We start from the raw sequence: 13,392 nt of genomic DNA, 5'->3' as shown, positions 1-13,392 counted from the left end.
TTGGTGGATGGACCCCGGACGGTGATGCAGCAACTGGACCTGACGCTCGGCCTCGTCATGGTCGTGTCCTCGCTCGGCACGGCCTTTCTGGCGTTGCTCCTGATGAGCTATCTGCAACCAGCGCGCCGGATCGCCTGGACGCCGATCGACGAGATGGGGGAACGCGTGGTCTTCCTGTTCCGGGACAGGGCATTGGTCGACGCCACGCCCGACGCCCGCGCACTGCTCCAGACAGGTCCCGATTTCCTTTCCGATTGGCCGCGCCTTCTCGCCGTGCTGGACCAACGATTCTCTGGGTTCGCCGGCGAGATCGGACAACTTGCGGAACGGCAGTATTTCCTTCTTCGCAACGACGTTGGCGAAACCATGGAGGCCGAGTGGCGCGGCGGGCTGGCGCGGATCGTGGTGACCGAGGCCGAAGGGGCTGAGGCGCAAACGCCGGCCGTGGACCATTTCGCACAGACCGCGCTCAGCGAGGAACTGGCGACGCTTCGCAGCGTGCTCGACGGCGCACCGATCCTGGTCTGGAAGGAGGATGCCGAAGGAGCCGTCCGTTGGGCCAACGGTGCCTATGTCGCGCTCGCGGAGCGTCTGATGGCCGAGGACAGTGCGATCGGCTGGCCGCTTCCTCGCATCTTCGAGCAGCGTCCGGTCGGGCCCGACATGGCCACGCCGCCCCGGCGGCTCTCGGTGCGCGACCCGGCAACCGAGAGCGAACGGCTCTGGTTTGAGACATATGACGAGGCTCAGGGCGAAGACACGCTGGTCTTCGCGCTCCCGGCCGACAAGCTGGTGCGCGCCGAGGATTCGCTGCGCGAGTTCGTTCAGACACTGACCAAGACCTTCGCGCATCTTCCGACCGGGCTGGCCGTCTTCGACAGCGACCGCAGGCTGGCGCTGTTCAACCCCGCGCTTACCGACCTCTCGGCGCTCGAGCCGCATTTCCTCAGCGACCGCCCGACACTCTTCGAGTTCCTCGACCGGCTGCGACAGAAGCAGCGCGCGCCCGAGCCCAAGGATTTCAAGAGCTGGCGGCGCGAAATTGTTGAACTCGAAAGCGCTGCCGCCTCGGGAACCTATCAGGAGACCTGGTCCCTTCCGGACGGGCAGACCTTCCGCGTCACTGGACGGCCGCACCCCGGCGGCGCCATTGCCTTCCTTTTCGAAGATATCAGCTCGGAAGTTTCGCTTACACGCCGCTTCCGCGCCGAACTGGAACTTGGTCGTGCAGTGCTGGACAACATCGACGAGGCAATCGCGGTTTTTACCGGCTCGGGCAGGCTGGTCTATTCGAACTCCGCCTATGCACGGCTGTGGAACCACGACCCCGACGCGACTCTTGGCGACACCGGGATCGTCGAGGCAACGCAGCTCTGGCAAAAGGCCTGCGCCCCGACGCCGACCTGGGGCGACCTGCGCGATTTCGTCAGCGCTCCGATCGAACGTACGGAGTGGACCGCCCAGGTGCGTCGCAAGGACGGGGTGCTGCTCAACTGCCGCTTCGTCCCATTGGTCGGCCATGCCACGCTGGCGGCATTCCTGCCGGTCGCCGAGACGCGCGAGGCGCACGATGCCCCGCCCAAGGTCTGGACACGCATGCCCGCCGCCCTGCGCTGACCGGCGGACGCGCCCGGACCGGTGCATTGGCAGTTGCGGGCGACCCGCAGAACGCTAACCTGCGCGCATGGCGACGCCCCATTCGAGCAACCAGATCCGGCTCTCTCTCGACCTTCCCCGGGCCGCGGATACCGCCGCGCTCGGCAGGGCGCTGGCGCATCTTCTCCGGAAAGGCGAGACGCTTCTCCTCGCCGGCCCCATCGGCGCCGGAAAGAGCCATCTGGCGCGCGCCACGATCCGCGAAGTGATGGCGCGGCACGGTGCAGCGGCCGAAGACATCCCCTCGCCCACCTACACGCTGGTCCAGACCTACGCAGCCGGCACCGCGGAGATCTGGCACGCCGATCTCTACCGGCTGACCGACCCCCAGGACGTTTTCGAGCTCGGGCTCGACGAGGCGTTCACCGAAGCGATCTGCCTGGTCGAGTGGCCGGACCGACTCGGTGAAACCGCTCCGGAAAGCGCGCTGTTGATAGAGCTGTCGCTCGCAGGAGACGGCCGACGTGCAGATCTCTCGGGTGTGAAGACTCTCTGGGCGGAGCGTCTCTCCCACCTGGCCGGACTGCCGGAGACCCTCGATGACCCGGCAGGATGAGTGTCGGGCCTTCCTTGTGGCCTCCGGCTGGGAGGCCGCGACGCGAACGCCGCTTGCCGGCGACGCATCGGCGCGCCGCTACGAGCGTCTGAGCCACCCCGATCTCGGCAGGGCCGTCCTGATGGACGCGCCTCCGGACACCGGAGAGGACACCCGCCCTTTTCGCCGCATTGCCGACCATCTCGCCAGGCTCGACCTCTCGCCGCCGCGTTGCCTCGCGCAGGATACCGATCTCGGCTTCCTGCTGCTCGAGGATCTCGGAGACGCCATCCTCGCGCGGCTCGTCGCCGCCGATCCGGCGCGCGAAACGCCGCTCTACCTTGCCGCGACCGAGACCTTGCTGGCGCTTCACGCCTATCCGCCCCCGCCCGGCCTGCCGCCCTTTGGCCCGCCGGAAATGGCTCGGGCCACGGATCTCGCGCTTACCTTCTACGCCACCGCCGCCGGCGCAACCGCAACACCGTACGCGACGGCGGAGCTCGCCCGTCTTGTCGAGGGCGCGCTCCGCCGCCTACCGGAGGCACCGCCGGTTCTCGCCCTGCGGGATTTCCACGCCGAGAACCTGATCTGGCTACCAGACCGGACCGGCCCTGCGCGGATCGGCCTGCTCGACTTCCAGGACGCCTTTGCCGGTCACCCGGCCTATGATCTCGTCTCGCTCCTCGAAGACGCGCGGCGCGATGTCTCCGAACCGACGCGCGCCGCAGCGCTCGCGCATTTCGCCGCGCGCGGCGGACACGATCCCGACGCGCTCGCGCTGGCCTGTGCCACGCTCGGCGCACAGCGAAACCTGCGCATCCTTGGCGTCTTCGCCCGCCTTTGCCTGACCCGCGGCAAGGCGCAGTATGTCGACCTCGTTCCACGCGTCTGGGGCCACCTCGCGCGCGACCTGACGCATCCGGATCTGGCGGAACTGGCTGCCTTCGTCCGGACGACCTTGCCCGCACCGACCGAGGCGCGGCTGGCCCGGATCAGGGAGGCCGCCGGCACATGCCCAACGCCGTGATGCTCTTCGCCGCCGGATTTGGCACCCGAATGGGGGCGCTGACCACCTCTCGCCCGAAACCGCTGCTCGATGTCGCCGGACAACCGCTCCTCGACCACGCGATTGCGCTCGCCGACGCGGCCGGGATTGGCAGGAAGGTCGTTAACACGCATTACCTCGGCGATCAGATCGCCGCGCATCTCGCCGGACGTCCCGACATTTTCGTGTCACACGAGGCCCCCGAGATCCTCGAAACCGGCGGCGGGCTTCGCGAGGCACTGCCGCTTCTGGGGTCCGAGCCCGTCTTCACCCTCAACACCGACGCTGTCTGGACTGGCGCCAACCCGCTCGCAGCGCTGCGCGCGGCCTGGGACCCGACGCGGATGGACGGGCTTCTGATGCTCGTCGCCCCGGAGCGTGCGCGCGGCCATTCCGGCGCAGGCGACTTCCTGCGCGACGCGGAAGGCCGCCTACACCGCGCGCCCGGCGCGATTTATACCGGCGCGCAGATCCTCTCCACCAAGGGCCTTGCCGGTATCAGCGAGCGCGCCTTCTCGCTGAACCTGCTCTGGGACGAGATGCTGGCCAGCGGACGGCTCTTCGGCCTCCTGCACAGGGGCGGCTGGTCCGATGTCGGCCGACCGGACGGCATTGCCACGGCGGAGGCGATGCTGGCGGAGGCGCGGGATGACTGACCCGGCCCGCCTCTTCGCCGTCGGCCTTGGGCAGGACTACCCCGAGAGCCTCGTCGCCGGTCTCGCCGCGCGCCTGCCCGCCGACGATCCCGTCGCCTGGGCGCGCACGACGATCTTTGCCAGCAGCGGCCGGATGCTCCGCCGCATCCGCGCTGTCTTCGACGCTGGCCCGCCGCGCCTGATACCGCGGATGCGGCTTCTGACCGACCTCCCGGTCGCAGCGACCGGCCCCGAGATTCCCCCAGCACTCAAGCCGCTCGAACTGAAGCTCGATCTGGCGGAACTCATCCTGTCGCTGATGGAACGCGGCCTCGTCGCGGCCCCGCGCACCGCCGCGTTCGACCTCGCCGAGCAGCTTGCGGCGCTGCTTGACGAAATCCATGGCGAAGGGGTCGATCCCGCCCGGCTCGCGGCGCTCGACCTCGGAGATTTCGCCGAGCACTGGAAGCAGGGACGGACTATTCTCGATGCGGCCATGTCGTTGTTCGCGGACCGTTCCGACAACTTGCCCGGGACGGAGGCGCGCCGGCGACGGATCGTCGCGCAACTGGCGGAAAGCTGGCGGACCGTGCCGCCCGCGGGCCCGATCGTAATCGCCGGCTCGACCGGTTCGCGCGGGGCGACGCGGTTGCTCATGAACGCCGTTGCACGGCTCCCTGAGGGCTACGTCGTCCTGCCGGGCTTCGATTTCGACCAGCCGGACGCGGTCTGGCAGAGGCTGGATCGCGACACGCCGCAGGAAGACCACCCCCAATATCGCTTTGCGGCGCTGATGACTGCGCTCGACCTATCTCCAACGGCGGTTCAGCCCTGGCACGAGTCGCTGGCCGCCGATGCGGCCCGCAACCGCCTCGTGTCGCTGGCGCTGCGCCCGGCGCCGGTGACCGATCAGTGGCGGCGGGAGGGGCGCCGACTGGGCGATCTCGCCGCGGCAACTGCGGGGATCAGCCTCATCGAGGCGCCCGGTCCGAGGGCGGAGGCGGCGGCGATCGCGCTCCGGCTGCGCCGCGCGGTCGCGGACGGGCAGGTCGCTGCACTGATCTGCCCCGACCGGATGCTTACCCGCCGCGTCGCCGCCACGCTTCAACGCTGGGAGATCGAACCCGACGACAGCGCCGGTGAACCGCTCCATCAGACCGCGCCCGGGCGTTTCCTGCGGCATGTCGCAGCGCTGCTCGAGGCGGAGCCCGACCTGCCCGGGCTTCTCGTCCTGCTGAAGCACCCGCTGACCGCCTCGACCGAGAGCACGCGCGGTCCGCATCTGCGGTGGACGCGCGAGCTCGAGCTTTATCTGCGGGGCAACTCGGAGGCGCGGCCGGGCGCGCGGGCGCTCCTGGAATGGGGAAGTCGCGGAGCCGTGCAGGATGGCCGCGGTGACTGGGCGGGCTGGCTCGCCAGCCTGCTGGACGGCGTCGCGCGGCCGGACCGCGCGGGGCTCGGCCACCGCGTCGCGGCGCATTTCGCACTGGCCGAGCGGCTCTCGGCCGGCTGCGGCGCGGCGGGCAGCGGCGCGCTCTGGACGCAGCGCTCCGGCGAGGCCGCCGCCGCAGCGATGCAGGATCTCGTCAGCGCCGGCGATCGCGGCGGGGACATCACCGCGCGCGACTATTCCACGCTCCTCGTGAACCATCTCAGCGGCGTCAACGTACAGGAACCGACACGGCCGCATCCCGGCGTGATGATCTGGGGCACGCTGGAGGCACGGGCAGGCGGCGCGGATCTGACGATCCTCGCCGGCCTGACCGATGGCACCTGGCCCGGCCTGCCGGCCCCCGACGCCTGGCTCAACCGGAAGATGCGCGCCGAGGCGGGGCTTCTCAGTCCCGAGCGCAGCATCGGCCTCTCGGCGCATGATTTCCAGCAAGCGATCGCCGCGCCGGAGGTGGTGCTGAGCCGGTCGCTGCGCGATGCGGAAGCCGAGACGGTGCCGTCGCGCTGGCTGAACCGGCTGACCAACCTGCTCGGCGGGCTCGGCGAGGAAGGCACGGCGGCGCTCGAGGCCATGCAGGCACGGGGAAAGACATTGCTCGACCTCGCCGCGCGGCTCGACCAGCCGGAACGCCGGTGCGATCCGGAGCCTCGCCCCAAGCCCTGCCCGCCGGTCTCGGCGAGGCCGCGACAGCTCTCGGTCACACGGATCACCCAGCTTGTCCGCGACCCCTACGCGATCTACGCGCGCCACATCCTGCGCCTGCGACGGCTGGAACCGCTTGCGCCGGCAGCCGATGCACGGCTCCGCGGGACGGTCCTGCATCGGATCATGGAAGATTTCATCGCCGCCCGCGAAGAGTGGCGCGACTCCCCGGACGCGGCGCGCGCCTGCCTCGCCGACAGGGCGGCCGAACGCCTCGCCCAGGATGTGCCGCAGCCCGCGATGCGGGCGCTCTGGCGGGCGCGGCTGATGGCGGTGGCCGACCGGCTGATCGCGGGCGAGATCGGGCGGCTGTCCGCGGGCGACCCGGTGCTGATCGAGGAGCGGGGCCGGCTCGAACTCGCGGATCTCGACTTCACGCTGGTCGCGCGGCCCGACCGGATCGACCGGCGGAGGGACGGCAGCTACGCTATATATGATTACAAGTCGGGTCAGCCGCCCTCCTATAAACAGGTCCTGCATTTCGAAAAGCAACTGCCGCTCGAGGCGGCGATGCTGGAGCGCGGCGCCTTTGCCGGGCTTTCGCCGGGCGTGGTCGCGGAGCTCGGCTATATCGCGATCGGCGCGAGCGGTCAGGACCGGCCGATTGACACCGAGACGGACGCCGGGCAGCTCGCGGATGTGACGCTTGACGGGTTGCGCCGGCTGATCGCTCGCTACCGGCGACCCACACAAGGTTACACCGCGATCCGCGCCGCCGAGACGACGCGCTTCTCGGGCGATTACGACCAGCTTGCACGCTATGGCGAATGGGACCTGACGCAAGCGGCGGTGCCGATCCGGGTCGGGCGGGAGGAGGAAGCATGATGCCGGTCGACGAGGCGACGCAGCGGCAGATCGAGGCGGCGAATCCGCGCGCCTCAACCTGGCTCTCGGCCAATGCCGGTTCAGGCAAGACGCGCGTGCTGACCGACCGGGTGGCGCTCCTGCTGCTGGGCGACGTACCTCCGCAGAACGTGCTCTGTCTGACCTATACCAAGGCCGCGGCCTCGGAGATGCAGAACCGCCTGTTCCGGCGGCTCGGCGAATGGGCGATGCTGGAGGATGACGCGCTGCGCGACGCGCTCGCTGTGCTCGGCGTGGCAGGCCGGCTTGATGCAGAGACCCTCGCCCGGGCGCGGCGGCTGTTCGCGCGGGCCATCGAGACGCCGGGCGGTCTGAAGATCCAGACGATCCATTCCTTCTGTGCGGGGTTGCTGCGCCGGTTCCCCCTGGAGGCAGGCGTCAGCCCCGGGTTCAGCGAGCTCGACGAGCCGGCGACGCGGGACTTGCAGACGGCGGTACTGGACGACCTTGCGCGGGACGCGCCAGCGCTTTTCGCCGAGATGGCGGCGCTGGTAAGCGACGCGGATCTGACGGGCCTGGTCTCGGAGATCGCCTCGCACCGGGAAGAGTTCGCGACGGCACCGAGTTGGGACAGCACTCTGGAGCTGGTCAGCCTGCCCGCGGGTTTCACCGTGCAGGCGGCGCTTGCCGAGGTGACAGAGAGCGAGCACCCCGATGGCGTGAGAGCGCTCGCCGCGGCGCTTGCCTGCCAGACGGCGACGACAAAGAAGATCGCCGCAGAACTTGAGGACATCCTCGAGCACGGGATCGACCGGTCGCGCTTCGACCGGCTTGCCGACCTTCTTCTGCGCAAGAGCGACGGCCAGCCAAAATCCAACACGCTCGCGGACAAGCGGCGGGCGGAACTCGGGGACTTGGCGGAGGTGTTCGACGCGCTGGCAATCGCAACGGCACTGGCGGTGGACCAGCTCAAGGCGCTGGATGTCGCCCTCAAGACGGATATCCTCCATCGTTTCGCGGCAGCCTTCCTGCCCGCCTATGCCGCCCGCAAGGAGCAGGGCGGCTGGCTCGATTTCGACGACCAGATCCAAAAGGCCGAGGCGCTGCTGGCGCGCGAGGGCGTTGCCGAATGGGTGCTCTACAAGCTCGACGGCGGGATCGACCATGTTCTCGTCGACGAGGCGCAGGACACGAGCCCGCTGCAATGGCGCGTCATCGAGCACCTGACGCGGGAATTCACCGCCGGGACCGGGCGGGCGGAGGCCGGCGAGCGGTCGGTCTTTGTCGTCGGCGATCTCAAGCAGTCGATCTATTCATTTCAGGGTGCGGATCCGAGCGGTTTCGAGAGGATGCGCCGGGCCTTCGCCGAGCGGCTCGCGCATATCGACCTGACGCTCCAGGAGCTGGAACTGAAATACTCCTTCCGCTCCTCGGGCGAGATCCTGAGCACGGTCGATGCAACCTTTGGCGCGGATAATACCAGCGGCATGAGGGGCGCTGTCCGCCACATCGCCTTCAAGACCGGTCTGCCCGGGCGGGTCGATCTCTGGCCGATTGTCGAACGGGTCGACGCGACGGAGCCCGCCGCGTGGTTCGATCCGGTCGACATGGTCAGCGATGCGCATCACGTCGTGCAGCTCGCCCGTCAGGTCGCGGCTCAGGCGCGCGAGATGGTGGAGAGCGGCCTGCTCTGGGAGGAACGGCACGGCGCGCTTGTCCCACGGAAGATCACCGCGGGCGACATCCTGATCCTTGTACGGGGACGCGGGGCCGGCGCGGCGGTGTCGCTCTTCCAGGAGATCATCGCCTGCTGCAAGGCAGAGGGGCTCGACGTTGCCGGGGCCGATGTGCTCAAGCTCGGCGAGGAACTGGCGGTCCGCGACATCCTCTCGGTGCTGGCGTTTCTGGCGTTGCCGGAAGACGATCTCTCGTTGGCCGAAGCGCTGCGCTCGCCGCTCCTCGGCTGGAGCGAGGCGGATCTCTACGATCTCGCCACCGACAGGGCTACGGGCGAATATCTCTGGGCGGCGCTGCGCCGGCGACAGGCGGAATTCGCCGCGACAGCCGGAATTCTCAACGACCTGCGCGACACGGCCGATTTCCTCCGCCCCTACGATCTGATCGAACGCCTTCTCACCCGGCATGACGGCCGGCGCGCGCTCGTCGCCCGGCTCGGTGAGGAAGCCTCCGACGGGATCGACGCGCTGCTCGCGCAGGCGCTGGCCTTCGAACAGACCGACCCGCCGAGCCTCACCGGCTTCCTTGCCCGGATGGAGGGCGCAGAAGTCGATGTGAAGCGGCGCGCGGAGGGGCGCGGCACGAAGCTCCGGGTGATGACCGTGCATGGTGCGAAAGGGTTGGAATCGCCGATCGTCATCCTGCCCGATTGCGGCCAGAACAGGCGGGCGCGGGAATTGCGGGGCAACCTCCTGCCGACGCCGGGCGCGCCGCTTTGGGCCACTCCACAGGCCGAGAGCCCGGAGGCAGTCAACGCCTTCCGTCAGGCGGCGATCGACAAGCGGCTCGAGGAATCGCAACGGCTGCTCTACGTGGCGATGACACGCGCGGAGCAATGGCTGATCGTCGCGGCGGCAGGGGATCCGGGGAGTTCCGGAGAGACCTGGTACGAACAGGTAAAGGCCGGGATGGAGCAAGCCGGTGCGGCCACAGTCGAGTTTCCCTTCGGGCCGGGCCTGCGGCTGGAATCGCCACAATGGGCCACCGCGACGCGACCGGAGCCAGAACGCGACGCGACCGCCCAGATATCGGAACTGCCGGGCTGGGCGCGCGAACCGGTGGTCGCCCCGCGACGCCCCGAGGCTACGCTCTCGCCGTCGGACCTTGGCGGTGCCAAGGCCTTGCCGGGCGAGATGGCGGGGCTGGACGAGGCGGCGGCAATGGCGCGCGGCAGCCGGATTCACCTCCTCCTCGAACGGCTTCCGGCCCTGCCGCGGGAGGATTGGCCGGCGGCGGCGCATCGTCTGATCGGACAGGATCTGCTGTCATCGGACGTGGCGGCGCTGCTGGAAGAGGCAAGACGCGTGCTCGACGCCGACGCCCTCGACTTCCTCTTCACGGGCGAGAGCCTTGCCGAGGTGGACATCACCGCGGCGCTTTCTGCGCTCGCCGGCCGCCGGATCCACGGCACGATCGACCGGCTGATCCTGCGCGGCGAAGCCATTCTCGCGGTGGATTTCAAGACCAATGCCGTTGTTCCGGAAACGGCGGCCGATGTCCCTGACGGTCTTTTGCGCCAGATGGGCGCCTATGCCGCCGCCCTGAAACAGGTTTTCCCGAGCAAACGCATCGAGACGGCAATCCTCTGGACCCGCACCGCCCGCCTGATGGCCCTGCCCGAAGCGCTCACCACGGCGGCGCTGCGCGCTGCCGCGCTGCCTTGACGCGGGGCAGGGCGCTACTTACGTTCCGATCCAACGCATGCCGCGAAGGAGATATATCATGGCAACCCACGCAGTGACCGACGACAGCTTCGACACTGACGTCAAGAATTCGGATATCCCGGTCGTGGTGGATTTCTGGGCCGAATGGTGCGGCCCCTGCAAGCAGATCGGGCCGGCGCTCGAGGAGCTTGCCATCGAATATGACGGCAAGGTCAAGATCGCCAAAGTGAATGTGGACGAGAACCCGACCTCGCCGGCGATGCTCGGCGTGCGCGGTATCCCGTCGCTCTTCCTGTTCAAGGACGGCAAGGTTGTGTCTTCCAAGATCGGCGCCGCGCCGAAGGCCGCGCTGAAAGCCTGGATCGACGAATCGGTCTGAACCGCACCAATCCTTAACTGAACCGGGGCGCTTCGGCGCCCCGTTTTCTTTGCCATTGCGCGCCCGGTGCGGCGCGACCATATGAGGCGAAACGAGCAAAGGAGACAGCGATGTCCGAGAGCGATTTCCCCGGCTGGCACGGCACGACGATCATCGGCGTTCGCAAGGGCGGCGAAGTGGTGATCGCCGGCGACGGGCAGGTGAGCCTCGGTCAGACCGTGATCAAGGGCACTGCGCGCAAGGTGCGCCGCCTTTCGCCCGGCGGACAGGACGTGATCTGCGGCTTCGCGGGCTCGACGGCGGACGCCTTCACGCTGCTGGAGCGGCTGGAGAAGAAGCTCGAGGCCACGCCCGGCCAGCTTGCCCGCGCCGCCGTGGAACTGGCGAAGGACTGGCGCACCGACAAATACCTCCAGAAGCTCGAGGCGATGCTGATCGTGAGCGATGGCACAGAGCTGCTCGTTATCACCGGCGCCGGCGACGTGCTCGAACCCGAGCACGACATCGCTGCCATCGGCTCCGGCGGGAACTTCGCGCTGGCCGCGGCCCGCGCGATGATCGACCGCGACATGTCGGCCGAGGAAATCGCCCGCAAGGCGATGGCGATCGCTGCCGACATCTGCGTCTACACCAACGGCAACCTGACGGTTGAACACGCATCCGCGTGACGGCCCTTTAGGATTGTGCGCGATGCCCTTGTAACGCGTCGCGAATGGCCAATAGTACGGCCACATCCTCCGCTCCGCAGGTGTTCCGATGCCAGCTCCCACCCGCAATTTCGCCGTGATCGGCCTCGGCACCTTCGGCGCGACCGTGGCCAAGGAACTGTTCCGCTTCGGTGACTATGTCGTGGGTCTCGACACGGACGAGCGCGCGGTGACTGCCGTGGCCGACCTCGTATCGCATGCCGTGATTGCGGATGCCCGCGACGAGGCGGCCCTGCGGGAGGCCGGGGTCGGCGACTGCGACGTCGCGCTGATCGCCATCGGCGAGGAGCTCGAGGCAAACGTGCTGGCCACGATCAACGCCCGGATGCTGGGCGTGCCGACGATCTGGGCCAAGGCGATGAGCCGCACCCATCACCTGATCCTGAGCAAGATCGGCGCCGAACGGGTGATCCTACCCGAGGAGGAGGTCGGGCTCCAGGTAGCGCAGGTGCTGCACAATCCCAGGATGCGCAGCTACCTCAGCCTCGGCAACGGGTTCTATGTGGTGAATTTCCTTGTTCCCGAGACGATTGACAGCAAGCGCCTGAGCGCGCTTGGCTTCGGCGAGAGCTTCGAGCTCCGCTGTCTCGGCGTGATGCGCGGCACCGATTTCATCGGCACCGCCGTGGAGGACCCGGAACTCGCGACCGGGGACAAGCTGAAGATCCTCGGCAAGCGTACCGAGCTGCGCGACTTCGCGGCGAGCCTCTGACATGGCGGGGCGCCGCCGCCGTCCCTGGCGCCTTCCGGCGCCGCCGGTGCTGTTGGCGATGCTCTATTTCGGGCTGATCCTCACCGGAACCGCCTTGCTCATGCTGCCGATCAGCAGCCATGTGTCGATTGCCCTGATGGAAGCCTTCTTTACCGCGACATCTGCGGTCACGGTCACCGGGCTCTCGGTGATCGACACGGGGAGCGACCTTACGCTTTTCGGTCAGGCGGTCCTGCTGATGCTGATTCAGGTCGGTGGGATCGGCTTGATGACCTTCGCGGTGCTCCTGCTCTCCTCGCTCGGCCTGCCGATCGATCTGCCGTCGCGGCATGTCCTGCGCGAGGATCTCAACCAGGTCTCCACGCACCAGATCCTGCCGCTCGTCACCTCAGTCCTGCGGATTTCGCTCGCGGTGGAGGCGGCCGGTGTTGCGGTACTTGCCACGGTCTTCGTGCCGGAATTCGGTCCGGCCCGCGGGCTCTGGGCCGCGCTCTTCCACTCTGTCTCGGCCTTCAACAATGCCGGTTTCTCGCTCTGGCCGGACAGCTTGTCGCGATGGGTCGGCAACTCGGTCATCAATCTCGCTGTACCGGCACTCTTCATCCTGGGTGGACTCGGCTTCGTGGTGATCGGCGATGTCCTCGAGCACCGTCGCTGGCGACTCCTGACGCTGCATTCCAAGCTAATGCTCGTGAGCAGCGTCGCGTTGGCGGTTTACGGGACCGCGGCCTTCGCTGCGCTCGAATGGCGCAATCCGGCAATGCTCGGAGGTCTCGACAGTTGGGACATCAGGCTCGCGGCAAGCTGGTTTCAGGCCGTCACCACCCGCACGGCAGGGTTCAATACGGTCGAGATCGGGGATCTGCACGATTCGACTGCGCTCCTGATGATCGCGCTGATGATCGTGGGTGGCGGCAGCGCCTCGACCGCGGGCGGGATCAAGGTCACGACCTTGATGGTGTTGGTTCTGGCCACGATCGCCTTCTTCCAGCGCCGCGAACCGCGCGCCTTCGGACGCACCATCGCCAGCGACCAGGTGTTGAAGGTGCTGGCGCTGACGTCACTCACCATCCTCGCCATGCTGACGGGGCTGTTTCTCGTCTCGATCTCGCATGACGGAGATTTCCTCGACCTCGCCTTCGAGACCGCCTCGGCCTTCGGGACCACCGGTCTGAGCCGCGGCGCCACCGCCGAACTCGACTCGGTCGGCCGGTTCATCATGATCTTCCTGATGTTCATCGGCCGGGTCGGTCCACTGACGCTCGGCTTCTTCCTCGCCACACGGAAATCCTCGCGCGTGCGTTTCCCGAAGGGTTACGTCTACCTGGGGTGATCGCCTGTCAAGACAGGCGCTGTTTCAGCG

At 68.2% G+C, this 13,392-nt stretch carries 10 protein-coding genes; all 10 read left to right on the top strand.

Going from position 1 to position 13,392, the window contains the following annotated elements; all coding sequences use genetic code 11:
• Positions 1-24: 24 nt before the first annotated feature.
• On the top strand, positions 25-1,617 hold the full coding sequence (locus EU800_RS06485) for a PAS-domain containing protein (RefSeq protein WP_129629779.1): 1,593 nt from the start codon (positions 25-27) through the stop codon (positions 1,615-1,617).
• A gap of 67 nt (positions 1,618-1,684) precedes the next feature.
• Complete coding sequence (gene tsaE, locus EU800_RS06480; RefSeq protein ID WP_129629777.1) at positions 1,685-2,212, top strand: tRNA (adenosine(37)-N6)-threonylcarbamoyltransferase complex ATPase subunit type 1 TsaE; 528 nt, start codon at positions 1,685-1,687, stop codon at positions 2,210-2,212.
• Positions 2,196-3,218 carry an aminoglycoside phosphotransferase family protein gene (locus EU800_RS06475; protein WP_129629775.1) on the top strand — a complete coding sequence of 341 codons (1,023 nt, stop codon included), beginning with the start codon at positions 2,196-2,198 and terminating at the stop codon, positions 3,216-3,218. Before tsaE ends, EU800_RS06475 begins: the two co-directional genes overlap by 17 nt.
• Positions 3,203-3,892 (top strand): nucleotidyltransferase family protein, encoded by a 690-nt coding sequence (locus tag EU800_RS06470; protein ID WP_129629773.1) that lies wholly within the window; start codon positions 3,203-3,205, stop codon positions 3,890-3,892. The genes EU800_RS06475 and EU800_RS06470 overlap by 16 nt, the downstream gene beginning before the upstream one ends.
• Positions 3,885-6,851, top strand: coding sequence for a double-strand break repair protein AddB (gene addB / locus EU800_RS06465; protein ID WP_129629771.1), 2,967 nt, complete (start codon positions 3,885-3,887; stop codon positions 6,849-6,851). Before EU800_RS06470 ends, addB begins: the two co-directional genes overlap by 8 nt.
• Entirely contained in the window at positions 6,848-10,231 is a 3,384-nt protein-coding gene (gene addA, locus EU800_RS06460) for a double-strand break repair helicase AddA (protein WP_129629769.1), read from the top strand. The genes addB and addA overlap by 4 nt, the downstream gene beginning before the upstream one ends.
• A 58-nt stretch (positions 10,232-10,289) precedes the next feature.
• The gene (gene trxA, locus EU800_RS06455) at positions 10,290-10,610 is read left to right on the top strand and encodes a thioredoxin (protein ID WP_129629767.1); all 321 of its coding nucleotides are present in this window, start codon (positions 10,290-10,292) and stop codon (positions 10,608-10,610) included.
• Between the two features lie 110 nt (positions 10,611-10,720).
• Positions 10,721-11,278 (top strand): ATP-dependent protease subunit HslV, encoded by a 558-nt coding sequence (hslV, locus tag EU800_RS06450; protein ID WP_129629766.1) that lies wholly within the window; start codon positions 10,721-10,723, stop codon positions 11,276-11,278.
• Positions 11,279-11,366: 88 nt separating this feature from the next.
• Positions 11,367-12,029 carry a TrkA family potassium uptake protein gene (locus tag EU800_RS06445; RefSeq protein WP_129629764.1) on the top strand — a complete coding sequence of 221 codons (663 nt, stop codon included), beginning with the start codon at positions 11,367-11,369 and terminating at the stop codon, positions 12,027-12,029.
• A 1-nt stretch (position 12,030) separates the two neighbouring features.
• Positions 12,031-13,362, top strand: coding sequence for a TrkH family potassium uptake protein (locus EU800_RS06440; protein ID WP_207209865.1), 1,332 nt, complete (start codon positions 12,031-12,033; stop codon positions 13,360-13,362).
• The last annotated feature ends 30 nt before the right edge of the window (positions 13,363-13,392 follow it).

The sequence above is a fragment of the Tropicimonas sp. IMCC6043 genome (assembly GCF_004146235.1).
GTDB lineage: Bacteria > Pseudomonadota > Alphaproteobacteria > Rhodobacterales > Rhodobacteraceae > Tropicimonas.
This window is presented reverse-complemented; position numbering and strand designations above follow the sequence as displayed.

Bases quoted from the DNA above. Each gene is read 5' to 3' on its own strand.
- EU800_RS06485 (WP_129629779.1), top strand. From the start codon at position 25: ATGCAGCAACTGGACCTGACGCTCGGCCTCGTCATGGTCGTGTCCTCG.
- tsaE (WP_129629777.1), top strand. From the start codon at position 1,685: ATGGCGACGCCCCATTCGAGCAACCAGATCCGGCTCTCTCTCGACCTT.
- EU800_RS06475 (WP_129629775.1), top strand. From the start codon at position 2,196: ATGACCCGGCAGGATGAGTGTCGGGCCTTCCTTGTGGCCTCCGGCTGG.
- EU800_RS06470 (WP_129629773.1), top strand. From the start codon at position 3,203: ATGCCCAACGCCGTGATGCTCTTCGCCGCCGGATTTGGCACCCGAATG.
- addB (WP_129629771.1), top strand. From the start codon at position 3,885: ATGACTGACCCGGCCCGCCTCTTCGCCGTCGGCCTTGGGCAGGACTAC.
- addA (WP_129629769.1), top strand. From the start codon at position 6,848: ATGATGCCGGTCGACGAGGCGACGCAGCGGCAGATCGAGGCGGCGAAT.
- trxA (WP_129629767.1), top strand. From the start codon at position 10,290: ATGGCAACCCACGCAGTGACCGACGACAGCTTCGACACTGACGTCAAG.
- hslV (WP_129629766.1), top strand. From the start codon at position 10,721: ATGTCCGAGAGCGATTTCCCCGGCTGGCACGGCACGACGATCATCGGC.
- EU800_RS06445 (WP_129629764.1), top strand. From the start codon at position 11,367: ATGCCAGCTCCCACCCGCAATTTCGCCGTGATCGGCCTCGGCACCTTC.
- EU800_RS06440 (WP_207209865.1), top strand. From the start codon at position 12,031: ATGGCGGGGCGCCGCCGCCGTCCCTGGCGCCTTCCGGCGCCGCCGGTG.